General features: G+C 59.8%; 28 protein-coding genes. 19 read left to right on the top strand and 9 right to left on the bottom strand.

The window, feature by feature from the left end; genetic code table 11:
• Positions 1–14: 14 nt before the first annotated feature.
• From moxG to J2T55_RS00680, 6 genes are all read right to left on the bottom strand, one after another.
• The gene (gene moxG, locus J2T55_RS00705; protein WP_259053523.1) at positions 15–557 is read right to left on the bottom strand and encodes a cytochrome c(L), periplasmic; all 543 of its coding nucleotides are present in this window, start codon (positions 555–557) and stop codon (positions 15–17) included.
• 22 nt (positions 558–579) lie between these two features.
• Positions 580–1437 (bottom strand): methanol oxidation system protein MoxJ, encoded by an 858-nt coding sequence (moxJ, locus tag J2T55_RS00700; protein ID WP_259053520.1) that lies wholly within the window; start codon positions 1435–1437, stop codon positions 580–582.
• A 111-nt stretch (positions 1438–1548) separates the two neighbouring features.
• Positions 1549–3369, bottom strand: coding sequence for a methanol/ethanol family PQQ-dependent dehydrogenase (locus J2T55_RS00695; protein WP_407660013.1), 1821 nt, complete (start codon positions 3367–3369; stop codon positions 1549–1551).
• 203 nt (positions 3370–3572) lie between these two features.
• On the bottom strand, positions 3573–3734 hold the full coding sequence (locus J2T55_RS00690; RefSeq protein ID WP_259053518.1) for a hypothetical protein: 162 nt from the start codon (positions 3732–3734) through the stop codon (positions 3573–3575).
• A gap of 2 nt (positions 3735–3736) precedes the next feature.
• On the bottom strand, positions 3737–4054 hold the full coding sequence (locus J2T55_RS00685; RefSeq protein WP_259053516.1) for a hypothetical protein: 318 nt from the start codon (positions 4052–4054) through the stop codon (positions 3737–3739).
• A gap of 83 nt (positions 4055–4137) precedes the next feature.
• The gene (locus J2T55_RS00680) at positions 4138–4680 is read right to left on the bottom strand and encodes a hypothetical protein (RefSeq protein ID WP_259053514.1); all 543 of its coding nucleotides are present in this window, start codon (positions 4678–4680) and stop codon (positions 4138–4140) included.
• Between the two features lie 212 nt (positions 4681–4892).
• Between J2T55_RS00680 and J2T55_RS00675 the strand changes: the two genes are divergently transcribed.
• Positions 4893–5276 (top strand): hypothetical protein, encoded by a 384-nt coding sequence (locus J2T55_RS00675; RefSeq protein WP_259053512.1) that lies wholly within the window; start codon positions 4893–4895, stop codon positions 5274–5276.
• A 184-nt stretch (positions 5277–5460) separates the two neighbouring features.
• On the opposite strand, the gene J2T55_RS00670 is transcribed toward J2T55_RS00675, so the two are convergent.
• Entirely contained in the window at positions 5461–6243 is a 783-nt protein-coding gene (locus tag J2T55_RS00670) for a DUF2182 domain-containing protein (protein WP_259053510.1), read from the bottom strand.
• 3 nt (positions 6244–6246) lie between these two features.
• Positions 6247–6894, bottom strand: a complete 648-nt coding sequence (locus J2T55_RS00665) for a DUF1326 domain-containing protein (RefSeq protein ID WP_259053508.1) — start codon at positions 6892–6894, stop codon at positions 6247–6249.
• A gap of 187 nt (positions 6895–7081) precedes the next feature.
• On the opposite strand from J2T55_RS00665, the gene J2T55_RS00660 reads away from it, so the two are divergent.
• Positions 7082–7516, top strand: coding sequence for a GlcG/HbpS family heme-binding protein (locus tag J2T55_RS00660; protein WP_259053506.1), 435 nt, complete (start codon positions 7082–7084; stop codon positions 7514–7516).
• Positions 7517–7572: 56 nt separating this feature from the next.
• On the opposite strand, the gene J2T55_RS00655 is transcribed toward J2T55_RS00660, so the two are convergent.
• Positions 7573–8331 (bottom strand): hypothetical protein, encoded by a 759-nt coding sequence (locus J2T55_RS00655; RefSeq protein ID WP_259053504.1) that lies wholly within the window; start codon positions 8329–8331, stop codon positions 7573–7575.
• 281 nt (positions 8332–8612) lie between these two features.
• Between J2T55_RS00655 and iscR the strand changes: the two genes are divergently transcribed.
• The 17 genes from iscR (at position 8613) to der (ending at position 24184) form a co-directional block, all read left to right on the top strand.
• Positions 8613–9071 carry a Fe-S cluster assembly transcriptional regulator IscR gene (gene iscR, locus J2T55_RS00650; protein ID WP_259053501.1) on the top strand — a complete coding sequence of 153 codons (459 nt, stop codon included), beginning with the start codon at positions 8613–8615 and terminating at the stop codon, positions 9069–9071.
• Between the two features lie 39 nt (positions 9072–9110).
• A complete protein-coding gene (locus J2T55_RS00645) occupies positions 9111–9470 on the top strand; it encodes a HesB/IscA family protein (RefSeq protein ID WP_259053498.1) in 360 nt (119 codons plus the stop codon).
• A gap of 24 nt (positions 9471–9494) precedes the next feature.
• Entirely contained in the window at positions 9495–10943 is a 1449-nt protein-coding gene (gene sufB / locus J2T55_RS00640) for a Fe-S cluster assembly protein SufB (protein WP_259053496.1), read from the top strand.
• Positions 10944–11059: 116 nt separating this feature from the next.
• On the top strand, positions 11060–11815 hold the full coding sequence (sufC, locus tag J2T55_RS00635) for a Fe-S cluster assembly ATPase SufC (protein WP_259053494.1): 756 nt from the start codon (positions 11060–11062) through the stop codon (positions 11813–11815).
• On the top strand, positions 11812–13149 hold the full coding sequence (gene sufD, locus J2T55_RS00630) for a Fe-S cluster assembly protein SufD (RefSeq protein ID WP_259053492.1): 1338 nt from the start codon (positions 11812–11814) through the stop codon (positions 13147–13149). Before sufC ends, sufD begins: the two co-directional genes overlap by 4 nt.
• Complete coding sequence (locus J2T55_RS00625) at positions 13146–14417, top strand: cysteine desulfurase (protein WP_310521954.1); 1272 nt, start codon at positions 13146–13148, stop codon at positions 14415–14417. The genes sufD and J2T55_RS00625 overlap by 4 nt, the downstream gene beginning before the upstream one ends.
• Positions 14417–14872: a Fe-S cluster assembly sulfur transfer protein SufU gene (gene sufU / locus J2T55_RS00620; RefSeq protein WP_259053490.1), complete on the top strand. Its 456-nt coding sequence runs from the start codon at positions 14417–14419 to the stop codon at positions 14870–14872. Before J2T55_RS00625 ends, sufU begins: the two co-directional genes overlap by 1 nt.
• A gap of 16 nt (positions 14873–14888) precedes the next feature.
• A complete protein-coding gene (sufT, locus tag J2T55_RS00615; protein WP_259053734.1) occupies positions 14889–15464 on the top strand; it encodes a putative Fe-S cluster assembly protein SufT in 576 nt (191 codons plus the stop codon).
• The gene (locus J2T55_RS00610; RefSeq protein ID WP_259053488.1) at positions 15464–15802 is read left to right on the top strand and encodes a non-heme iron oxygenase ferredoxin subunit; all 339 of its coding nucleotides are present in this window, start codon (positions 15464–15466) and stop codon (positions 15800–15802) included. The genes sufT and J2T55_RS00610 overlap by 1 nt, the downstream gene beginning before the upstream one ends.
• A 148-nt stretch (positions 15803–15950) precedes the next feature.
• The gene (gene ndk / locus J2T55_RS00605; protein WP_259053486.1) at positions 15951–16391 is read left to right on the top strand and encodes a nucleoside-diphosphate kinase; all 441 of its coding nucleotides are present in this window, start codon (positions 15951–15953) and stop codon (positions 16389–16391) included.
• Between the two features lie 18 nt (positions 16392–16409).
• Positions 16410–17525, top strand: a complete 1116-nt coding sequence (rlmN, locus tag J2T55_RS00600) for a 23S rRNA (adenine(2503)-C(2))-methyltransferase RlmN (protein WP_259053483.1) — start codon at positions 16410–16412, stop codon at positions 17523–17525.
• A complete protein-coding gene (gene pilW / locus J2T55_RS00595; protein ID WP_259053481.1) occupies positions 17522–18289 on the top strand; it encodes a type IV pilus biogenesis/stability protein PilW in 768 nt (255 codons plus the stop codon). The genes rlmN and pilW overlap by 4 nt, the downstream gene beginning before the upstream one ends.
• A 24-nt stretch (positions 18290–18313) precedes the next feature.
• On the top strand, positions 18314–19333 hold the full coding sequence (locus tag J2T55_RS00590) for a RodZ domain-containing protein (RefSeq protein ID WP_259053479.1): 1020 nt from the start codon (positions 18314–18316) through the stop codon (positions 19331–19333).
• A gap of 23 nt (positions 19334–19356) precedes the next feature.
• Positions 19357–20652 (top strand): histidine--tRNA ligase, encoded by a 1296-nt coding sequence (gene hisS / locus J2T55_RS00585; protein WP_259053477.1) that lies wholly within the window; start codon positions 19357–19359, stop codon positions 20650–20652.
• Between the two features lie 165 nt (positions 20653–20817).
• Positions 20818–21495 (top strand): YfgM family protein, encoded by a 678-nt coding sequence (locus tag J2T55_RS00580; RefSeq protein ID WP_259053475.1) that lies wholly within the window; start codon positions 20818–20820, stop codon positions 21493–21495.
• A complete protein-coding gene (gene bamB / locus J2T55_RS00575) occupies positions 21492–22652 on the top strand; it encodes an outer membrane protein assembly factor BamB (protein ID WP_259053473.1) in 1161 nt (386 codons plus the stop codon). The genes J2T55_RS00580 and bamB overlap by 4 nt, the downstream gene beginning before the upstream one ends.
• A 152-nt stretch (positions 22653–22804) precedes the next feature.
• The gene (gene der / locus J2T55_RS00570; protein ID WP_259053472.1) at positions 22805–24184 is read left to right on the top strand and encodes a ribosome biogenesis GTPase Der; all 1380 of its coding nucleotides are present in this window, start codon (positions 22805–22807) and stop codon (positions 24182–24184) included.
• Positions 24185–24253 lie beyond the last annotated feature (69 nt).

Below are 24253 nucleotides of genomic sequence, written 5' to 3'. Positions count from 1 at the left end.
CGGTCCGACAATCTTCAACCAGATTCCTTGTCATCGAAATGATCCACCGGGATCGGCTCAAAATTCTTCTGCTCTTCCGGTGTCATCCATTTGGCCTCACTGGGGTCACCCTGATAGGCGGCACGCAACCAGCCCATAATCTTAAGCATCTCGTCGATGGAAAGATTGCCCCGCTGGGGGCCCATCATGGCACGTGCACCGCCATATATGATTTCAAACAGGCCCTTATCCGTTCTGCCGGTAGGGTAGGTCCAGTAATCATCAACCAGCGCGGGACCGAGCTTGCCTTCGGCGTGATGACCGTGACAGCCAGCACATGCCGTTGCAAACAGGTCGTAACCGGAACGCCAAGCTTCCTCATCATCGTTATAGAGATTTTCACCGGTCTCCTTGAAATGCTTGACGGCCTCGGTTTCCTCACCTTCTTTGGCCTTGGATAGGTCAAATTCCTGGCCGGAAATAACATTCCGGAACAGAACATCACCAAGTGTAGGCGCTGAAATCAGCAAGAAGGGCAAGGCAAGCAATAACGGAATCAGGATAATTTTTTTGTTCATAACTTCTAACGTCTCTTCAGCTCTATTTGGATTCAAGTTTGTTTGCTGTCTGCAACTCGCCATCCTTGACCAGCGGTACACCTTCGGCTTTCAGCACTTTGTGTATTTGTGGCCTGGCCTGCTCAAGGGCCCTGTTTAGCTTCTTCATCAAGTCGATATCATTTTTACGAACGGCCAGAGACTGCTCATAAGTAAACCTGATGTTTTCTCCCTCGCCTGTCTGATAGTCGGGTACCGGCTGTACTTCCAGCGGCACGCTCGAGTTCTTTACGTAGCGGCCAGCCGAGGGCCCCCAGATAATAGCTACCCCGGCATTGCCGTTGATAACCTCGGAGATCATTTTTGCGGGCTCATAACGAACATATTCATTACGTCTGGACTTGTAACCAATCAGTGAGTACATGTAGTTGAGATTGGATTCATACTTGCCTATCTCCCGCAATGCCGCTTCAGCGGGACTATGGGCGGTAATGGCAAAATTCTGCACCTTTTTCAGGTCGGGGCTTTCCCAATCCTTGATGGTCAAACCACTATCCTTCCGGTACACAAACACGTAACTGGACTTGTAATAGGGGTCTGAGGTCAGCACACGCGGATCATCCGCATCCAGCCCCATGACCACATCACAATTTCCAGGCTCCAGAAGATCCTTGACCAGAAATATTGCGGCACGGTCCAGCCAGACAAAGTCGACTTTCCAGTCAAGTTCATCGGCAATAACCTTGGCGACTTCGTTTTCAAAACCGTCACCGGAACTATTCGAATAGGGCATCTCGTCTTCAGCTGCACAGACACGCAACGTTTCACTTTCAGCCTGGGCTATTACGGGTGTTGCCATACTCAGCGGCACTGCGATAAGCAGGCTCAACAACTTGTTCATACATCCTCCGCTAGCAAAAATCGGGAGACAGACGCCACCATTAAAGATGGCGCCTGTTCCCGAAACTCACTCATCAAAAGTTAGGAAGAGAGATTTACGTCTGTCTGATCATTAATTGTTTGGCTTGTATTCGCCAACACTCAAATCATCAAACGGACCCTGGCCACGCAGCGAGAAGGCAATGAAGCCGCCGCCCATCTGCGTATGGTTCTGCAGTTCCTTGAATGCGCCCACGGCACCGAGACCGGCGGACGGATCTTCCAGGTCAAACACCAGCCCCACAGCCGGCCAGCCGCCAACACCGTAGTTGATACCGACGTACTGCGTACCGTTATGGGTATAGGTGAGCGGATAACCCACGGAACCGGATGGCAGCTTGTACTTCCAGAGCAGCTCGCCATTGCGTGAATCGCGGGCCTTGATGAAACCATCAAGCGTACCGTAGAAGACCAGGTTTCCGGCGGTGGCCATCGTGCCGCCCCAGACGGAGAATTTCTCCATAACGGACCACTCGAACTCACCTGTTTTGGCGTTATAGGATTTCACTTGGCCGGAACCAATGCCTTCCTCACGATTGCCTTTCGGACCCGGATAGGACCAGACGTTGGCACCGACGAAGAACTGACCGGCCCGGTAAGGCAGCATGAAGGGCTCCCAGTCCATGCACAGATGATTGATACCGATAAAGAAGTTCTGCTGCTCGGGGTCGTAAGACATCACGCCCTGGTTATGAAAGCCCATGGCTGATGGGCAGACATCACGTGAGCGGTGCCCCATACGGGTGGAATATTCCGGGTCACGTACCGGCAGGCCCGTTTCCATATCGACATACTTGACCCAGTTGGCGGTCTCGTCGAGCTTGTCAGCACGGAGCAGATCACCGGTTTCGCGGTCCAGCGTATAGACAATGCCGTTGCGATCCGGATGTGTCAGCACTTTACGCATCTCGCCGTCGATTTCCTGCTCGGTCAGCACCATGACATTAACACCGGCATAGTCCCATTCGTCATGGGGTGTTTTCTGGTAGCCGAACTTGGCCAGACCGGTATTCACGTCACGTCCCCAGATGGTCATGGTCCACTTGTTGTCACCGGGACGCATGGTTTCGTTCCAGGGCGCCGGGTTACCGGAACCGTAGTAGAACATCTCCAGGTCCGGGTCGTAGGCATACCAGCCCCAGTTGGTACCACCACCGATCTTCCAGGCATCCTTCTCCCAGGTCTTCTGACCCAGACCTTCCTGGCCGTAGTGCGGATTTTCGCTGTTGAAGTTGTCAGCCAGACCAATATCCTCGTCCGGCCCGGTTGCATACCAGCGCCATTCCATCGCACCGGTTTTAACGTTGAATGCGCTGACCAGGCCGCGCACACCCAGTTCGGCGCCGGAGGAGCCGACGATAGCCAGGTCCTTCGCGACATAAGGGGCCTGGGTCAGCGTCTGGCCGACGGAAATATCCATCACCTCGACCTTCCAGTACTCCTTACCGGTCTTGGCATTCAGGGCAACCAGGTGACCGTCCAGCTGGGTCTTGATGACCAGTGGCGGCGTGTCACCGTCACCGGGCCAGTAAGCCAGACCGCGATTGACGACGTCACAACAGGCAACTGCCCGTGCAGCCGGATCCTGCTTCGGTTTGTGCTGCCAGACGATCTCCGACGGATTATCCAGATCCAGAGCAAACGTATTATTGGGATACGGGCCATGTATATACATCATGCCATCGATTACCAATGGCGTACCTTCATGACCACTCAGCACACCTGTTGAAAACGACCATGCCGGCCGCAACTGGTCAACATTGTTGACGTTGATTTCAGTCTGCTCACCAAACACGTTGAAGTCATAGGTGCCGCCGGGCATGACCCAGTTGCTGTCCTCTTTCGACATTTTGTCAAGTTTCTGATTGGCCATGGTATATGGCGACGCCACCATAAGCGCCAACGCAATGGCGCTCAGAAACCGCATGCTATTAATCTTCATCAGAAGAACCTCCTCTAAAGTTCTCTTTATATTATTTGCGGGCTATCCCGTCGTCGGTCTTCGAACAAATCATTGCTCAACCATGAGCCCCCACAAGAAGACAATGACTCGAACAAGCAAAACAACACTGGATACAAAGCCATGGTGATAATGTTTTATAAATCGGTTTGATGCGAGAGCAATGTTTCATACATAAGCTGGCTTTGCATGACCATGATTCTGGCAATCAGTCCTGAAAAGAGAGCAATATTTCCCATCCCTGCCAGGAAAAATTTGCCAAATACTCCAGCCAGAACATCGGTTGCCAGAATCGGCACCGTCAGTCTTCCGGTTCTGAATTACTGTGGATCGAATCAGCCACACGACCGTCGACAAACAGCACCTGGGTTTGCCGGAATATTCTGTCCGATATCATGTCGCGCACTGCATCATGATAGATCCAGTACTCGTACTTACCTTCCGTTCTGATGCTGTCAGGCTCACCCATTACGCCGCGTACTTCCTCCTGCGGCTGTCCCATCACCTGACGCACAAAATCTTTTTCCGCCAGTGGTTCTGCCAAAACATCCGCGCTTGCCATGAGCAACGCCAGGATCAAACCAACGCCCGGCAGGATATGTCTGCTAAAAGATTGCATTTAAAGTATCCCCTGATTGTCTCTGCAGAAGCCCTACGGGATTCCATGAACAGAGTAGTGAATTGAAAGCAGTGGTGAACACATCACCCTTGATCGGATTGCATATAGGAAGCCAGCCTGGCAATTGCGGCCTCATGCGAGCGCCCCTGCAATCGTTGCTGACGATAGCGCATGCATTGCTCGCCATAACTGGCTGACTCAACATTGAGGGGGATCGAATTGATGCCCTGCATGATTTTGTAGACCGGATCATTTATGCCGGCAGAAATGAGCTGCGCCTGCATATCGACCGTTCGGTTGGCGATCATGCGTCTGTTTTCCCGGAAACGCTTGCTGAGGCTGTCCAGAATTCGTGCGTACTCTGAACGATCAGCCGGTTCCATATGTATTTGCGCTTCATGCTTGACCAGCCAGACCGCTGCATCCATATCGTGATGCCATTCAAGCCAGTCAGGCACTGACATGGTTTTTGACGCATCTTCCTGCCGAGCATCATTTGCCGGATTGATCGCGGATTGATGCGTGCTTTCCGGCTGATCGCAGGCGAACAGTACCAGCAAGGCCAAAACGGCGACCGGACATGATATTGGCTTCATGGCACGCTGTGCCTTGTGCGACATGGTCATACTGAATCATCTGCCAACATCTCATTTTTTATACGTCATGCCCGCGCCACTGACCAGAGACTAAATTCCCAATCATGTGGCAACTTATTCCTATAATGTCCATCATGATCACAACAGCAGTGTTATTCATTCCTGATCCACACGACCCATTTCGTGGCAACAACCGATGTGGTTCAATGCATGGCTTTTAAAATCACCACGAAACTGCAGACATGAAACAGAGAGACAAAACAATAGCGGATCTTTCAGGCAACACCTGCATTCTGGACAGATCATTGTTAGCACTGATTCTGTTTTGTTGCCTCGGCACACCTACTATGGCGAAAGATACGGCCAGTAGCCATGTGATACTGAATGCCGTATATGATGCCGACTGCGAAGCCCGGGGCGGTAAACTTGTCGTCGTGCACAACAATCATCCGAGCCAGGACATAGAGGCACAACTCGAGCGCTATTTCATGAATGTACGCCAAGGCGGGCGTTCGGTAGTCAGGCTAAACGCCGGAGATGCGCCCCAACCTTTGGGATGCAGCCGTGTGCTTGTTGATCGGGCGGAACAGCACTGGAAGCTGGTCAAGGCCGTCTATCTGAATTAGCGACCGCTACTGCAGGATATAGCCGGTTATTCCAGATATACGAAACATAGCGGTTTTATTGGCGGCTTTTCTGACCGACTGGATTATCGATAATCTGTCCGGTATAGTCGGCGCATATGTGAGATGGAACAGTATGTTCGAGCCGCCATGCTGACAGTACCGGCTTCGGAATGGCTGGCGGCCGTCAGGCGTTCAGTAGCAGGTATATGCCCGTGCAGGCAAGCAGGCCGGCCGCGACGTAGCTTATGGATCGGCCGGTCGACAACAGCTTTTCCGCCAGCACATAGAGTGCCAACGCAGCAATCCAGTACAGGTTCATTACGCCACCGACGAACAAAAGCAGCATCAAGAACCAGCAACATCCCAGGCAATAGATCCCATGCTCAGCACCCATGCGGAGTGCCCCCGTCGTGCCGGGCCGGCGGCGCTGTATGAGAAAATCCACGGGACTGCGGCAATGGCGCAGACAGGCCTGCTTGACGGGCGTCAACTGCCATAGCGCTGCGCCTATCAATAACACGCCGGCCATGCTCTGACTGTTTAGGTGTAAAAAACCGGTCAACAAACCGTTTGTCTGCAACAGCCACTGCCCCATAACTGCGACTGCACTAAATACGGCCCAGGCGAGCAGATACCCTGTCAGGAAACAGCTGCTTGAACCATAGGGCGAGTGTTCGGGGCTGGTGCGCCTGTTCAACGCAGCTCCCAACAGGATGACCGGTGCAGCACTCGGCAGCATCATGGCGATCATCATGATCCACCACATGAAAAATATGAGCACAGCGTAGTCACGATTCCAGACTGCCGCAGGCATGGCCATCGCCGGATCCATGCGTGTCATCTCCAGCGCAGTCATGTCCATACCGGCGCCAGTGACGAGCCAGGCCCAGGTCATAACGATAATCAGAATCAGCGTACCCAGGCTGATCCAGAAATCACGCCTGAGCAGTGACTCGATCGACTGCATGGACTAGCGCTCGTGGTCGCGTACGATACCGTTATGGCTGTGGCGCAGCAGGCTGAACTGGCCGTAGGTATCTGTCAGGGTCATCGCTATCGCGCCCTCAGTGGTCGAACTGCCGCTGCCGATCTCGGCCCGTTCAAATTCGATTCCCTCGGGCATATCGATGCGCACGCGGTGATCGGCACCGCTTACCGGGCTCCTGATCGGTCTGCCGCTGGCCCGAACCACTCCGGGTATCAGTACGTCCGCAGTGCGCTTATCGACAGCGATATCACAAGTGAACGAGCTGAACAGGGTTTCATGACGGGTATCGCACATGGCATTGAACACCCACCAGTGGTTGCCGGCTTCGACAACTTCCTCGCCGTGCATGATGCGGTCCAGCGCCGCACGTTGCGGTTCGCTGGCACGCTCGTCGATGATGATCTGCATCTCGCCGCCACCCTCGAAAATGGCACCCGGCCAGGCAAAGATCATGGCCGCATACAGGCCGTCCAGCGAGACTTCACCGAAGTGACCATGATCGATACGCATGACGCCGAAGCCCTTGCAATCGCCTTCGGTCGGCAATGACTCGAACTGGCAGGGACAGGCATAATTACAATTGCAGTTACTGAACTCGACACCCTCGATCAGCCAATCGACACGATTCATTTTCCATCACTCCCGTGGCAAGCGAACAGAAGCAATTATAGCCGGTCAAACCAGATCAACGAATCCACGTGACACAGCGAGCAATAACAGCCTACCTTGGTGACAACCAACAGGCAGGTCTATCATTGGTTTCCCCGGCCCGGCTTCTACTGGCTGGCCGGACAATTCCCCTCAAGGAGAAGTCAACATGCATGTTACCTCGGAACAGGCGCAAAAAGCGCTAGAAGGCGCACTCAAAAAAGCCGCGGAAACCCGCACCCGCATGTGTATCGCCGTGGTCGACTCCGGCGGCACATTAAAAGCCTTTCACCGCATGGACGATGCCTGGGTGGGCAGTATCGATATTGCCATCAAGAAGGCGCGTACCGCGGTTTATTTCGGTATGCCCAGCGGCGAGATCGGCGAACTGTCACAACCCGGCAAACCACTGTACGGCATCGAGCATTCGAATGACGGCCTGATCACCTTTCCGGGAGGCGTACCGATCGTCGATGACGACGGCATCATGTCAGGCGCGATCGGCGTCAGCGGCAGTACCGTGGACAATGACGACAAGGTTGCCCGCGCCGGCGCCGAAACCATTGGCGTCTGCGATCTCCCCGAACATCCGTGGCGCACCTGATTCGCTACCCGGACTGACCGGACCGGTCGACTGATGACGAGCAGTCGACCGGTGCTTCAGCGCCGCGTTGCCGGGCTGACCGGGACCGACACGACCTGCTCGTCGTCACCCACCTGGATACGCAGGCGCAACGAGCGCAGGGAATCGGCCTCCGATTCCAGCCCCGGGAAGAACAGGAAGCCGTGTACCAGGGCGCCGGGCTTGATCGGACGCTGGGTCAGCGATTTTTCCAGCATGTCCTGGCCAATCTCGCGATCCAGCTCCGTATAACGCTTGGCACCGCCACCCAGCGCGCCGACCGCAGCACCGGCCACCGCGCCACGGCCGGTAGCCTCGCCGACATCGCCACCGGTTACCACGCCGATGGCGGCACCGGCAATCGCGCCGGCCAGGCCGGTGAGCAACGAGGCGCGGGCACCGGAAGCAATGCTCTCGCCGGCACGGACTGAGTCGCGCACCCTTGCGGTGGCCTTGTCGCCCGACAGCAACGGCCAGGCATTGCCGGCGTCGTCCAGCAACAGCGCGTCACGGCTGTCGATGGATATCTCCTTGCCGCTCTGGTTGTCGACCACGAACTGCACCGGCAGCAGACCGGCCCGGCGTATATTGAAGCCAAAGGCGTCTTCGGCGGCCTGCCGGTCGAGATAGCCGCTGGCGACGATATCGGCGCCGTGGACGGAAACGGCATTGGCCTGGGCCCCCGGTACCGGCAGCGGCGCAACCCGCTCACCGTAGGTTGAACAGGCAGCCAGCACGGCAGCAGTGGCCAGCGCGGCCAATACGCCGGCGAGCCGGTTAATTTTTAATCGATTCATCGGGTTCCTCTGGAATTTGCTTAAAATTGAGCGGCTTACAGGTCTGAGCCGGAGCCGGCGCGATAGTTCCCCAGGCGCCACACGCCCTTGTCATGACGCCGATGCCGGGACTCGGCGCGGCGGCTGCCGAAGCGACGGAACCGAACAGTCAATTCCCGACCTAAACAGTCAGGGAAATTCTTGACTGAATTACTCAGCTATGTAAATCTTGCCGACCCTGTCGGACGCCGACAGGCAAGAGCCAACAGACTTCAGTATCTCGCGGGAGCCGGAAATCGATTATGCGCTTAACCACCAAAGGCCGCTACGCCGTGACCGCCATGCTGGATCTCGCGCTGCACAGGGACCGCGGTCCCAATACGCTGGCGGACATCTCCAAGCGCCAGGGTATCTCGCTGGCCTACCTGGAGCAGCTGTTCTCGCGCCTGCGCAAGAGCGGCCTGGTGTACAGCGCCCGCGGGCCCGGCGGCGGTTACTCGCTGGGGCGCGCGACAACCGATATCTCCATCGCCGACGTGATCAGGGCGGTGGATGAGTCGGTCGACGCGACCAAGTGCGGCGGCCAGAAAAACTGCCAGGGCGAGCTGCGCTGCCTGACTCACGATCTCTGGGAGGACCTGAGCGAACAGATTTCGCAGTACCTCGACAGCATCAGCCTTGAGGACCTCGTCCGCAAGCAGGCCGTACAGCAGGTTTCCGCCCGTCAGGATACTGTGACAATTCATGCACGGGCGCAGTGAGTGTTTACTTAAGACAAACGATATGCGGACACATTATATATGAGCACTGACAGCAGACAGATCACCCTGAGCGAACGCGCCGCCGAACACGTACAGAATTTCCTCGCCGGACGCGATAACGGCATCGGCCTGCGCGTGGGCGTCAAGACCACGGGCTGTTCCGGCTACCAGTACGTCATCGAACCGGCCGAACAGGTCAACGACACCGATACGGTATTCGAAAGTCGCGGCGTCAAGATCGTGGTCGACAGTCTGAGCCTGAACTACCTCGCCGGTACCGAACTGGACTATCGCCGCGAGGGCCTCAACGAAGGTTTCCATTTCAATAATCCGAACGTCAGCGAGACCTGCGGCTGCGGCGAAAGCTTCAGTGTCAAGCAGCCGTCAGCGCAGGTCTAATCGGGAGCAACCAGGAGAGTTTTCATGGCGACGCAATCCCACGATGTCGAAGCCCTCATCAAGAAGCGCTACGAGCACGGTTTCCATACCGATATCGAGACCGATACGGTACCGCCAGGCCTCGACGAGGATGTGATCTGTCTCATCTCGAACAAGAAACACGAACCGGACTGGCTGCTGCAGTGGCGCCTGGAGGCGTTTCGCGCCTGGCAGAAAATGAAGACGCCAACCTGGCAGCACATCAAGCATGCGCCGATCGACTACCAGGCGATTTCGTATTACTCGGCGCCGAAGTCCAAGGACGACGCGCCGCAGAGCCTCGACGAGGTCGATCCGAAACTGCTGGAAACCTATGAAAAGCTCGGCATCCCGCTGCACGAGCAGAAGATGCTGGCCGGCGTCGCCGTCGACGCCGTGTTCGACAGCGTTTCGGTCGCCACCACGTTCAAGGAAAAGCTGCACGAGGCCGGTGTCATCTTCTGCTCGTTCTCGGAAGCTGTGCAGAATCACCCCGACCTGGTAAAGCAGTACCTGGGTTCGGTCGTGCCGCAGGGCGATAATTTCTTCGCCGCGCTGAACTCCGCCGTGTTCACTGACGGCTCGTTCGTCTACATCCCCAAGGGCGTGAAGTGCCCGATGGAGCTGTCGACCTACTTCCGCATCAACGCCATGAACACCGGCCAGTTCGAGCGCACCCTGATCGTCGCCGACGAAGGCAGCCAGGTCAGTTACCTGGAAGGCTGCACCGCGCCGCAGCGCGACGAGAACCAGCTGCATGCCGCAGTGGTCGAGCTGGTCGCTCTGGATGATGCCAACATCAAGTACTCGACGGTGCAGAACTGGTATCCGGGTGATGAAAACGGTGTCGGTGGCATTTACAACTTTGTTACCAAGCGCGGCGACGCGCGCGGCAACAATTCCAGGATATCCTGGACCCAGGTCGAGACCGGCTCGGCCATCACCTGGAAGTACCCGAGCTGCATCCTGCGCGGTGACAACTCGGTCGGCGAGTTCTACTCGGTGGCCGTCACCAGCAACTGGCAGCAGGCCGATACCGGCACGAAGATGATCCACCTGGGCAAAAACACCAAAAGCACCATCGTCTCCAAGGGCATTTCTGCCATGCACGGCGATCAGGCCTACCGTGGTCTGGTCCGGATAGCACCGACGGCGACCAATGCGCGCAACTACACCCAGTGCGATTCGTTACTGATGGGTGACCAGTGCGGCGCGCACACTTTCCCGTACATGGAAGTACGCAACAACAGCGCCAAGGTCGAGCACGAGGCGACGACCTCGAAGATCGGCGAGGACCAGCTGTTCTATTGCCGCAGCCGGGGCATTACCGAGGAAGACGCCGTCAACATGATCGTCAACGGTTTCTGCAAGGACGTGTTCAAGGAACTGCCGATGGAATTCGCCGTCGAGGCGCAGAAGCTGCTCGGCGTCACACTGGAAGGCGCGGTTGGCTGATTTTAGGTGAAACGTGAATGGTGAAATGTGAATAGGCAGCTATCGGTTCTCTGCTTTTCACTCATCACTATTCACTCTTCACAAACACTGGATTCATGAACTGAAAGAGTTATCAAATGCTGAGTATCAAAAATCTACATGCCCAGGTCGACGACACCGACATCCTCAAGGGTGTCGATCTGGAAATCAAACCGGGAGAAATTCATGCCATCATGGGCCCGAACGGTTCCGGAAAAAGTACGCTGGCGAATGTGCTGGCCGGTCGCGATGACTATACCGTAACCGCGGGCGAGATCCTGTTCGAGGGCCAGAACCTGGCCGACATGGCGCCGGAAGAGCGCGCCTGCGCCGGTCTGTTCCTTGCCTTTCAGTATCCGGTCGAAATCCCCGGCGTCAACAACATCTACCTGCTCAAGGCGGCACTAAACGCCATTCGCAAGAGCCGTGGCGAGGATGCGCTTGACGCCGTCGAGTTCATGAAACTGGTACGCGAGCGCATGAAACTGGTCAAGCTCAACGAGGACCTGTTGAACCGTTCGGTCAACGAGGGCTTCTCCGGCGGCGAGAAGAAGCGCAACGAGATCTTCCAGATGGCGGTACTCGAACCCAAGCTTGCCATCCTTGACGAGACCGACTCCGGCCTCGACATCGACGCGCTGAAGATCGTCGCCGAGGGCGTGAACGCCATGCGCAGCCCGGAACGCTCCATGATCCTCGTCACCCACTACCAGCGCCTGCTCGATTATATCAAGCCGGATCACGTCCACGTGCTGGCCGACGGCAAGATCATCAAGTCGGGCGACGAGCAGTTGGCCAAGGAACTCGAGGAGCGCGGTTACGAATGGGTCAAGCAGGAGGCCGCGGCAGCATGAATGCGGTAGTCAACAACCCCGTCGAGCATTTCCAGTCCGAGTACGCGCGTCTCATCGGCGAACTCGACAACGACCCGTTGCGCGATGAACGCAAGGCGGCGCTGGAACGCTTCGCCGCCACCGGCCTGCCGACGAAAAAGGTCGAGGCCTGGAAGTACACCGACGTGCAGCCTATTGCCAAGCGCCATTTCAATACGACCCAGGCGGCCCCGCCGATCGATGTCGGTCAGGTCGACGCGGTACGCTTCGGCGATCTCGACTGCCATGAGCTGGTATTCGTTAACGGCCGTTTCAATGCACAGTTGTCACGGCTGGGCGACACCGCCTCGGGCATCAGCATACGCAGTCTCGCTGCGGCGCTGGCCGATAGCGACAGCGGCATCGGGGCACGGCTCGGCCACTGCCTGGGCGAAAACACTCACGCGTTCACCGAACTCAATACCGCCTTCCTGCAGGACGGTGCCGTGATCGAGGTCGCCCGCGGCGTGCAGGTCGACAAACCGATCGTGCTGCTGTATCTCGACACGGCCACCGATACGCCGACGGCCTGCCATCCGCGCACCTTCGTCAGTCTCGGCGAGAACGCCGCGGCGACCCTGGTGGAAAGTTTCGCCGGTCTGGATGACAGTTCCGAAAACCTGACCAACCAGGTGACCGAGATCGATCTGGCCGACAACGCGCGCCTGGACCACTACAAGATTGTCCAGGGCGGCGGCAAGAATTTCCATATCGGCAGCATCAATGCCAGGCAGGCACGCGATTCGCGCCTCGAGTCGCACTCGCTGGCCCTCGGCGGCAACCTGACGCGTACCGATATCAACACGCGTCTGGAAGCCGAGGGTGCCACCGTGATCCTCAACGGCTTGTACATGGTCGACGGCAAGCAACACGTCGATCATCACACCCGGGTCGATCACCTGGTACCGCACACCAACAGTGTCGAAACCTATCGCGGCGTGCTCAACGGCAACAGTCGCGCCGTCTTCAACGGCAAGGTCTACGTTCACCGTGACGCCCAGAAGACCGACGCCCAGCAGTCGAACGCCAACCTGCTGCTGTCGAAGACCGCCGAGGTCGATACCAAGCCGGAACTCGAGATCTACGCCGATGATGTCAAGTGCAGCCATGGCGCTACCGTCGGCCAGCTCGACGAGGATGCGCTGTTCTACCTGCGCAGCCGCGCGATCGACGAATCTACCGCCGGCAGTCTGCTGACGTACGCCTTCGCCAGCGAAGTCGTTGCCCAGATCAAGCTGGCGCCCATACGCGAGCGGCTGGAGCACATCGTGCTCGACAAACTGCCGCAGACTGAACAGATCGGTGAGTTCGTATGAACCAGCCCGTCGATAGCACCGCAGCAGAACTGTTAGGCGGCAACCGGCCGGCCCTGGATGTCGAGCGCGTGCGCGCCGACTTTCCCATTCTGCATCAGGAAGTCCGTGGCAAACCGCTGGCCTATTTCGACAATGCCGCAACCTCGCAGAAACCGGCTAAAGTGATCGAAACGGTGGATCATTACTACCGCGCTCTGAACTCGAACATTCACCGCGGCGTACACTACCTGAGCGAACAGGCGACCAGTGCCTATGAAAATGCGCGCGAAGCGCAGCGGCGTTTCATCAACGCCGAGTCAACCCGCGAAATCGTGTTCGTGCGCGGCGCCACTGAGGCGATCAACCTGATCGTACAGTCCTGGGGTCGCAGCCAGCTCAAGGCCGGCGATGAAGTCATCATCTCGGAAATGGAACACCATTCCAACATCGTACCGTGGCAGATGCTGCGCGATCAGATCGGCATCGAACTGAAAGTTATCCCGATCAACGACGCCGGCGAACTGCAACTCGATATCTATGAAGAATTGCTGAATGAGCGTACCAAGCTGGTCGCTATCAATCACCTGTCGAACGCGCTCGGCACCGTCAACCCGGTGAAATCGATCATCGACCAGGCGCATGAAGCCGGTGCGCTGGTGCTGGTCGACGGTGCCCAGGCGGTACCGCACACACCGGTCGACGTCCAGGCGCTGGGCTGTGACTTCTATGTTTATTCCGGCCACAAGCTGTTCGGTCCAACCGGTATCGGCGTGCTTTACGGCCGCGAGGATCTGCTCGAGGCTATGCCGCCCTACCAGGGCGGTGGCGACATGATCAAAATGGTCAAGCTGGACCGCACCATTTACAACGACCTGCCGTACAAGTTCGAGGCCGGCACGCCGCACATCGCCGGCGGCATCGGTCTGGGCGCAGCCGTTGAATACGTCGAGGACATTGGCCTCGAGGCGATCGCCGCCTACGAGCACGACCTGCTCGAGTACGCCACCGAACAGGCACTGACAGTCGAGGGGCTGAAGCTGATCGGCACAGCGCAGAACAAGGCCAGCATCCTGTCGTTCATCATGGACGGCGTACACCCGCACGATCTCGGCACGATTGTCGACAGCGAGGGTATTGCCATTCGTACCGGCCATCATTGCGCCATGCCGGTCATGGATCACTTCGGCGTGCCGGCAACAGCGCGCGCGTCGTTCGCATTCTACAACACGCATGCGGAAATCGACCGTCTGATCGCGGCGCTGAAACACGCCCACGAGGTGCTCGCCTGATGTTCGACCTGAAAGACCTCTACCAGGAAGTGATCGTCGATCACAACCGCAGCCCGCGTAATTTCGGCGCGCTCGAAGACGCCGACCGCGTCATCGAGGGCTACAATCCGTTGTGCGGCGACAAGCTGAACCTGTATGTAAAATTCGATGACGAGCGCATCAGCGACGTCAAATTTGACGGCAGCGGCTGCGCCATATCGGTTGCCTCGGCCTCGTTGATGACCGAGGCGCTGAAGGGCAAGACCAAAGCCGATGCCGAACGGATCTTCAATGACTTCCATGAGCTGCTGACCGCCCGGGACATGCCCATAGCAGCCGAAGTTGAAAAGCTCGACAAGCTGGCTGCACTGGCCGGCGTGCGCGACTATCCGACGCGCATCAAGTGCGCAACGTTATGCTGGCATACCCTGCATTCAGCCCTGGAAGGCAAGGACGAACCGGTCACCACCGAGTAGACGCACCATGAACCAGATGAATACACCGGAACCGATCACCCTGGAACGCGACTGCCCGGCGGCGCTGATTCCCGACGGCACGCCGATCGTGCTGCCGCAAGGCAGCGTCGTCTTCATGACCCAGTCACTGGGCGGCAGCTACACGGTCAACTTCAACGGCAACCTCGCCCGCATCGAGGGCAAGCATGCCGATGCGCTCGGTTTCGAGGCCGAGGAAGAAGCGCAGAAGAAGGAACTGACCGGCGACGGTACGGTAAACGAAGAAGCGGTCTGGGATGCGCTGCGTGATTGCTACGATCCCGAGATCCCGATCAACATGGTCGACCTCGGTCTCATCTACGACTGCCGAATCATCCCGCAGCGTGCCGACAGTGACTACGGCGAAGGCGAACTGACCGGCAACAAGGTGCACATCCTGATGACCCTGACCGCACCCGGCTGCGGCATGGGCCAGTTCATCGCCGACGACGTGCAGCGCAAGGTCGCTGCGGTGGACAACGTCACCGAAGTCGACGTCGAGCTGACCTTCGACCCGCCGTGGAGCTTCGAGATGATGTCCGAGGCGGCGCGACTCGAAACGGGCATGCTGTAATGAGCGACTGGGTGGATGTTGCCGACAGCGACGAACTCGCCCCCGGCCAGGCCCGACTGGTCGACGTCGACGACATCATGGTGGCGGTGTTCAACATCGACGGCGAGTATCGCGCCATCGAGGATACCTGCAGCCACGACGAAGCGCCGATGCTCGGTTGCGGCCTGGAAGCCGAGGACGTGCTCGACGGCGACCAGATCATCTGTCCGCGCCACGGTGCCCGCTTCTGCCTGCGCACCGGTGACGCCCTGACGCCCCCTGCCTACGAGCCGGTCACCACCTTCCCGGTGCGCGTGAGCGCCGGCCGCATCCAGGTGCGCGACGACCGCTGGGACTGAAAAAGCCGGACCGGCACGGCGAAACCGGCCCCGGTTTGTATTTCAAGGGTCACGATTAGCACGTATAATTAGCGGTTTACTACCGCTACCGCCGCCGGGGCTGCGGTGCAGCTATTAATTTTGACCCATTCCAAACGGAGTTCCGTGCATGGCAATTGAACAGACGCTATCCATTATCAAACCCGACGCTGTTGGCCGTAATCAGATTGGTGATATCTACTCCCGGTTTGAAAATAATGGCTTGCGCATTGTCGCCGCAAAAATGATGCAGCTCAGCCGCAAGCAGGCGGAACAATTCTACGCCGAGCACAAGGAGCGGCCGTTTTTCGGCGAGCTGGTCGAGTTCATGACCTCCGGACCGGTCATGGTCCAGGTGCTGGAAGGCGAAAACGCGGTCGCGAAAAACCGCGAGCTGATGGGGGCGACGATGCCGAAGAACGCCGAGCCCGGCACCATCCGCCGCGATCTGGCCTACGACCCGGACAACCCCGACTCCGCCGACAACGCCGTGCACGGCTCCGACGGCGTCGACAGCGCCAAGGCCGAGATCGCACAGTTCTTCGCCGCCGACGAGATCTGCCCGCGCTAGGGCCGGGACCGCAAGCCGATGAGCGAAACGCCGATCAACCTGCTCGACTATGACCGCCAGGCACTGGCGGCGTATTTCAGCGCGCAGGGCGAAAAACCGTTTCGCGCCACGCAGGTGATCCGCTGGCTACACCACGAGGGCATCAGCGACTTCGATGCCATGACCAACCTCAGCAAGGCGCTGCGCGAAAACCTCAAGCACAGCGCCCGCGTGACCGTGCCCGAGATCGTTACCGAGCAGGCCTCGGCCGATGGCACGTACAAGTGGCTGTTGCGGGTCGACGAGCGCAACTCGGTGGAAACGGTATTCATCCCGGAAAAGGACCGCGGCACGCTGTGCGTATCGTCGCAGGTCGGCTGCGCGCTGAACTGCAGCTTCTGTTCCACCGCCCGCCAGGGCTTCAACCGCAACCTGGGGGTGGCCGAGATCATCGGCCAGCTGTGGCTGGCCAATCAGCGGCTGCCGCGCACCGACCATGACCGCTACGCGGTCAGTAACGTCGTCTTCATGGGCATGGGTGAACCGCTGCTCAACTACAACAACGTCGTCCGCGCCATCGAGCTGATGCTCGACGACAACGCCTACGGCCTGGCGCGGCGCCGGGTCACCGTCAGCACCTCCGGCCTGGTGCCGCAGATGGACGCTCTGGCGCACGACACGCGCGCGGCGCTGGCGGTATCGCTGCATGCACCGAATGACGGCCTGCGCGACGAACTGGTGCCGATCAACAAGACCTATCCGCTGGCCGAGTTGACGGCCGCCTGCCGGCGTTTCGTCGAGGTCCGTGGCGACGAGTACATCACCTTCGAGTACGTGATGCTCGACGGCGTCAACGACTCGCCGGCGCATGCCCGCCAGCTGGTCAAGCTGCTCAACGGCATCCCGGCCAAGATTAACCTGATTCCGTTCAACCGTTTTCCCGACACGCAGTACCACTGCTCGGCGCCGGAAAAAATTAATCAGTTCCGCGAGATTCTGCTAGAGTCGGGGCTGTTTACCATCACCCGCAAGACCCGTGGGGATGATATCGATGCTGCCTGCGGCCAGCTGGTCGGCGAGGTGCGGGCCAAGGCGCGCCGCCATCAGGCAGTACGGCAACCCGTTTCGGTTCACAGAATGGAACGACGTCCATGACACAACGCGGCCTGATCCGAATCCTGCCACTGCTGGCGCTGTTGCTGGCCGGCGGCTGCGCGACCACCGGCAGTGACCTGCGCAGCGAACACGACGCCAACGATATTGCCGAGGCCAATATGCGGCTTGGTGTCGCCTACATGCAGGACGGCAATTTCGAAAAGGCACTGGAAAAGCTCGAACGTGCACGTAAGGCCGACCCGGAATACCCGATGGCCTATAACATGCTCGGTTTGCTACATCAGCGCATGGGGGTCTACGACAAGGCCGAGGCCAACTTTGAAAAAGCATTGAAGCTGGCACCGAAACAGCCGAACATCCTCAACAACTACGGCCAGTTTCTCTGCGGCCAGGATCGTTTCGCGGAAGCCGAGGCGGCCTTCGTCAAAGCCAGTGAAAACCCGCTCAACAACAACCCGGCGCGGGCACTGACCAATGCCGGCACCTGTGCCTCGGTCAGCGACCGGCCCGACAAGGCCGAGCAATATTACCGCAAGGCACTGGAACGCAACCCGGAGCAGCCGCTGGCGTTGCTACAGATGGCCGAGTTGCAATACCAGGCCGAGGAATATCTGTCGGCACGCGGTTATCTGCAGCGCTACGCCAGCGTCGCCCGACACAGTGCCAGCAGCCTCTGGCTCGGCATCCGCATCGAGGACAAGCTTGGCAACAAGGATGCCGTGTCGAGTTATGCTCTGTCGCTAAAATCCAATTTCCCCGATTCCGACCAGGTGCGTTTGTTGCGCGAGTCCGGCATACGCTAGGCGGCACCGTCCCCGACTATTTTTATGAGTGAGACCGACGACAACGCCGCCGATGATGTCCGTACCGGCCCGACGCCCGGCGAACTGCTGCGCCAGGGCCGTGAAGCCAGTGGCCTAACCCAGCAGGAGGCCGCCACCAAGCTACACCTGCACCAGCGGATCGTCGCAGCGCTGGAGCGCGACGACGAGACACAACTGCCGACGCCAATCTACGTGCGCGGCTACCTGCGCAATTACGCCCGTCTGCTCGACCTGGACAGCGAAACCGTACTGGCCGCCTACGACGCGCGTGACAACCAGCATCCGGAACTGAAACCGCCGGTCGCGGCCAAAAGCCAGGTCAGCAGCTCCGACAAGCCGGTTCGCGCGGTCACCTATCTGCTGACGCTGGGCCTGGTGGTACTGTTGCTGGCCTGGTGGCAGAGCCGCCACCTGGGCGAGGAAGGCCTCATCGATCTCGACAGCTGGCAGCTGGAAGAACAGTCCGTTGAGCCGATCGCGGATGTGGACGAACCGGCGGACGACAGTGAGGCGGAAACCGTCGACAGCGCACTCGGCTACCCGATCCCGATCGTCCGTCACCCGGGCGGGCCGGATATGGATGCCAGCGCAACGCAGGCCGAATCGCCAGCGGCGGCAACCGGCGACGATGCAACGCCGGAACAGCTGGCACCGGCGCCCCTGACCGCCACGGCAGACGAGACCGAAGATGACAGTCGCGCAACCGGCAACGACGCCGGCGCGGATGCCGAACTGCTGGAGACACTGCCCGAGGTCGGCGAATCCGGGCGCGGCAACAGCGGTGACCGCGGTTTACGCCTGAGCATCGAGGAAGAGTCCTGGATCGAAGTCTATGACGCCGATGGCAAGCGCCTGTATCTGGGTCTGGCCGAGACCGGCGAAACCATCCGCGTCAACGGCAAGCCGCCGCTGGAAGTGCTGCTCGGCTATGCGCCCGGCGTCAACGTCAGCTACAACGGCAACCCCATCGACACCCTCGAACAATCGCAAGCCGGCGTCGCCCAGTTCCGCGTTGGCGACTAGCCGATAACTTCAGGGATCCACTGGTGGCCAATCGCATCCAAGCCATTCGCGGCGTGAGTGACATTCTGCCGGAGCGCAGCCCGGCTTGGCGCGAGCTCGAGCAGGTCCTGATCGATGTCCTCGACAGTTACGGCTACCAGGAAATCCGCCTGCCGATCATGGAAAAGACCGAGGTCTTCGCCCGTGCCATCGGCGAACACACCGACATCGTCAGCAAGGAAATGTACTCCTTCGCCGACCGCAACGACGACTCGATCACCCTGCGGCCGGAAGGCACCGCCGGCTGCGTGCGTGCCGGCCTGCAACATGGTCTGTTCCACAACCAGACCCAGCGACTCTGGTACCTGGGCCCGATGTTCCGCCATGAGCGCCCGCAGAAGGGCCGCTACCGCCAGTTCCACCAGATCGGCGTCGAGGCCTACGGCATGGCCGGTCCGGACATCGATGCCGAACTGATCCTGCTGTGCCAGCGGCTCTGGCGCCAGCTTGGCCTGGACGGCCTGCAACTGGAACTCAACTCGCTCGGCAGCACGGAATCGCGTGCGGCCTATCGCGAAGTGCTGGTCGACTATTTCGGCCAACATCGCGACCAGCTTGACGACGACAGCCGGCGCCGGCTGGAACACAACCCGCTGCGCATACTCGACAGCAAGAATCCCGACATGCAGGCGCTGATCGCCGATGCTCCGGCACTGGCCGATCACCTCGACGACGAGTCGCGGGCGCATTTCGCCGGCCTGTGCGAACTGTTGACCGCCGCCGGTATCGATTACGTGATCAACCCACGGCTGGTACGCGGCCTCGACTATTACAATCACACGGTGTTCGAATGGACCACCGATCAGCTTGGTGCGCAGGCCACCGTCTGCGCCGGCGGCCGTTATGATCGCCTGATCGAACAGGTCGGCGGTCCGCCGACACCGGCGATCGGCTTCGCCATCGGCCTCGAGCGACTGCTGGAACTGCTCGGTCTCGACCCGGGACCGCGCCAGCCGCACGTCTACATCGTCACCGGCGAAGGCGCCGCGGCCCGCGCGCTGCAGCTAGCCGATCAACTGCGCGACGCCCTGCCGGGGCTGCGGGTGATGAGTCATTGCGGCGGTGGCAGCCTGAAAAGCCAGTTCAAGCGCGCCGACCGCAACGGCGCCCTGCTCGCACTCATCCTGGCCGATGACGAACTTGCCAGTGACCGTGTGACCGTGAAACCGTTGCGCGGCCAGGGCGAGCAGCACAGCGTCGCGCAGGCTGCCGCCGCCGACACCGTCAAGGAACTGCTGGCAGCCGCGGCGCTCCCAGAGACAGATTCAACGCCGCAATAACAAACAGCAGCAAAACGACCGTGGCCGCGGTGGCCGGATTTCATGTTGCCTTGCAGACGGGGCTCGGCGCGGCCACCGTTAGCCGGTTATAATGTTTTGTTTTGGGTAGATTAAGCGTCGATCACAACGCCACAGGCGACGATCGGCCCCAGTGGAGAAGTGAGCGTGGCAGACAGAACCGACGAAGAACAAGTAGAAGCCATCAAGGAATGGTGGCGCGAGAACGGCATGGCCGTGGTCATCGGCATCGTGGTCGGTATCGGCGCGCTGGTCGGCTGGCGTGGCTGGAGCGAGTACCAGGAAAACCGCGCCCGCGAGGCCTCCAGCCTGTACCAGGAAATGCTCGCCGCGCGCGCCGCTGGCGACAGCGAACAGCTGCAGGACAAGGGTACCCAGCTGCTGGCGGACTACGCGGCCACGCCCTACGCCGGTTTCGCGGCGCTCGCTCTGGCCCGGCAGGCGCTGGCTGCAGACGATCTGGAAACGGCGGAAAGCCGTCTGCGCCAGGCGCTGGAAAGCCTCGACGAGGACTCCTTGCAGCACGTTGCCCGCCTGCGGCTGGTGCGGGTACTGACCGCCCGGGAACAGTACGATGCCGCGCTGGAACTGCTGCAGTCGACCGACTTTGGCCGCTTCACGGCCGAGTACGAGGAACTGCGCGGCGATATACTGCTGGGCCGGGAGGACACGGCAGGCGCACGCGAAGCCTACCGCCTGGCATTGGCCAACACGTCACCGCAGGCCGGCGGCCGTGAACTGCTGCAGATGAAACTGGAAAGCGTCGGCGGCAAGGCTACACCCGTGAATACGACCGAACTCGACAGCGCGGCGGACAACCTATGATGGCACGATCGCTGGCACTCACGGGGATGGCATTATTGCTGTCCGGTTGCACGACGCTGACCAACTATTTCAGTGGCGGCGAGGATAACGCCGAACCGCCGGCACCGCTGGTGGAATTCGAAACCACTGCCAACATCGACAACCGCTGGACGCGCAGCATCGGCAACGGCAGTGACGAACAATACCTGAAAATGACCCCGGCGATCGCCGGTGACCGCATCTACGCCGCCGCCCGCAATGGCGACGTCACCGCCCTGGCACTGGACAGCGGCCGCGTGGCCTGGCGCCATGACACCGACGAGCCGCTGGCCAGCGCCACCGGTGCTGGCTCTGGTCTGGTGCTGGTCGGCAGCAGCAATGGCAAGGTCGTGGCTCTGGACGCCGACAGCGGCGAGCCGCTGTGGCAACAGAGTGTTTCCAGTGAGGTGCTGGCGGCGCCGCAGGTTGCCGACGGTGTCGTCGTCGTGCGCACCGTCGACGGCAAGCTGACCGGACTCAACGCCGACAGTGGCGACCAGCTGTGGATCTATGACCGCAGCGTACCGGCGCTGTCATTACGTGGCACCAGCACTCCGGTCATCCACAATGGCGTCATCCTCGCCGGTTTCGATGCCGGCCGCCTGCTGGCGCTGGAACTGTCGACCGGCAAGCCCCTGTGGGAGATGCGCATTGCCATGGGAACCGGCAGCTCCGACCTCGAACGCATGGTCGACATCGACGCCACGCCGGTGGTCCGCAACGACATCGTCTACGTCGCCACCTATCAGGGCCGCGTCGCCGCCATCAGCGTCGACGCTGGCCGCATGTTGTGGAACCGCGACGTCGCCTCGTACGCCGGTCTGGACGTCGACGCGAACAACGTCTATGTCACCGCCGATAATGGCCATGTCTGGGCGCTGGAACAGATATCCGGTGCCTCGGTCTGGCGCCAGGAAGATCTGCAGGCGCGTGCGACAACGGCACCGGTCGTGCTCGGTCCGTATGTTGCTGTCGGCGGAATCGAAGGCCACGTACACTGGATGGATCGCGACAGCGGCGAATTCGTCGCCCGCACGCGCATCGACGAAAGCCCGCTGCTCGCCGCCCCGGTCAGCGACGGTGAAAGCGTCTACTTCTACAGCAGCGACGGCGAGCTCGCCGCGTATACCTATAAATAGCGTATCTCGTCGCTCGTATCTCGTATCTCGACACCGACGGGCGCAAACGCAAGATTGTGGTATTTTGCGTTCATGCGAACTGCTTCACATTGGCTTTTACAAGCCGGCTTGACTAACGAGATACGCATGACGAGATACGAGATACGACCGCAATGACCGCCGTCGTCGTTATTGTCGGCCGACCCAACGTCGGCAAATCCACCCTCTTTAACCGCCTGACCAACAGCGACCGGGCGCTGGTCGACGACCAGCCCGGTGTGACCCGCGATCGCATTGCCGGCGAGATCCGGCACGGTCAGCAGCGCTGCCTGCTCGTCGACACCGGCGGTCTCGGCCACGCCGCCGCCGAGGATCCGGCGCTGGCCGAGCGGGTCACGGCACACAGCCTGCAGGCGGTGCACGAGGCTGACTTGGTCCTGTGGCTGGTCGACGGCCGGACCGGACCCACGGTCGAGGAACAGGAACTGGCCGGGCAGTTGCGGCCGCTGGGCGAGCGGCTGCGGCTGGTCGTCAACAAGACCGAAGGCACGGACTCGGAACTGGCCTGCGCCGAGTTCTATCAGCTCGGCGTCGGCGAGCCGCTGGCGGTGTCGGCGCAGCGCGGCAGCGGCATACCGCGACTGCTGGACACGCTGTTCTCCACCCTGCCCGCCGCCGACAGCGCAGCCGCCGATGCCGACCGCCCCGGCGAACTGAGCATCGCCGTGCTCGGCCGGCCGAACGCCGGCAAGTCGACCCTGATCAACCGACTGCTGGGCGAGGAACGCATGCTCACTTTCGACCGCCCCGGCACAACCCGCGACAGTATCGATGCACAGCTGGAGCGCGACGGCCGCCGTTACACGCTCATCGACACCGCCGGCGTGCGGCGGCGATCCCAGGTCAGCGAGGCACTGGAAAAAATCAGCGTCATCCGCACCCTGAAAGCGATCGACAGTGCCGATCTGGTGATCCTGGTGGTCGACGCACACACCGGCATCACCGAGCAGGACGCCCATTTGCTGGGCATGGCCGTCGACCGCGGCAAGGCGATCATCATCGCGATCAACAAGTGGGACGGGCTGGGACCGGACCAGCGTCAGCAGGTGCAGGCCCAGCTGGATCAGCGGCTGGTGTTTGCCGACTACGCCCGCGTGCATTTCATCTCGGCGCTGCACGGCAGCGGTGTCGGTGAAATGTTCGCCAGTGCCGCGCACATCGGCGAACTGTTCGACATGCCGCTGAATACCGCGCTTCTGACCAGCTGCATGGAACGCGCCCTGGAGGCACACCAACCGCCGCTGGTGCGCGGCCGCCGCATCAAACTGCGCTACGCCCACCTGGGCGGCCGCCGGCCATTGCGCGTAATCGTCCACGGCAACCAGGTCGAGCACCTGCCGCATCACTACAAGCGCTATCTGGCCCGATCACTGCGGGAACAGTTACAACTGGAAGGTATGCCGCTACTGCTGGAATTCAAGCAGGGTGAAAACCCCTACGCCGGGCGCAAGAACCCGCCACGCTGGGAACGCCGGTCAAGACGGAGAAAGTAAGCGAGCTTCGTATCTCGTATCTCGTATCTCGTATCTCGTATCTCGTATCTCGTATCTCGTATCTCGTAT

It is taken from the genome of Methylohalomonas lacus (assembly GCF_024808875.1).
Lineage (GTDB): Bacteria > Pseudomonadota > Gammaproteobacteria > Methylohalomonadales > Methylohalomonadaceae > Methylohalomonas > Methylohalomonas lacus.
The sequence above is the reverse complement of the archived record's forward strand: the minus strand, read 5'-3'. Positions and strand labels throughout refer to the sequence as shown.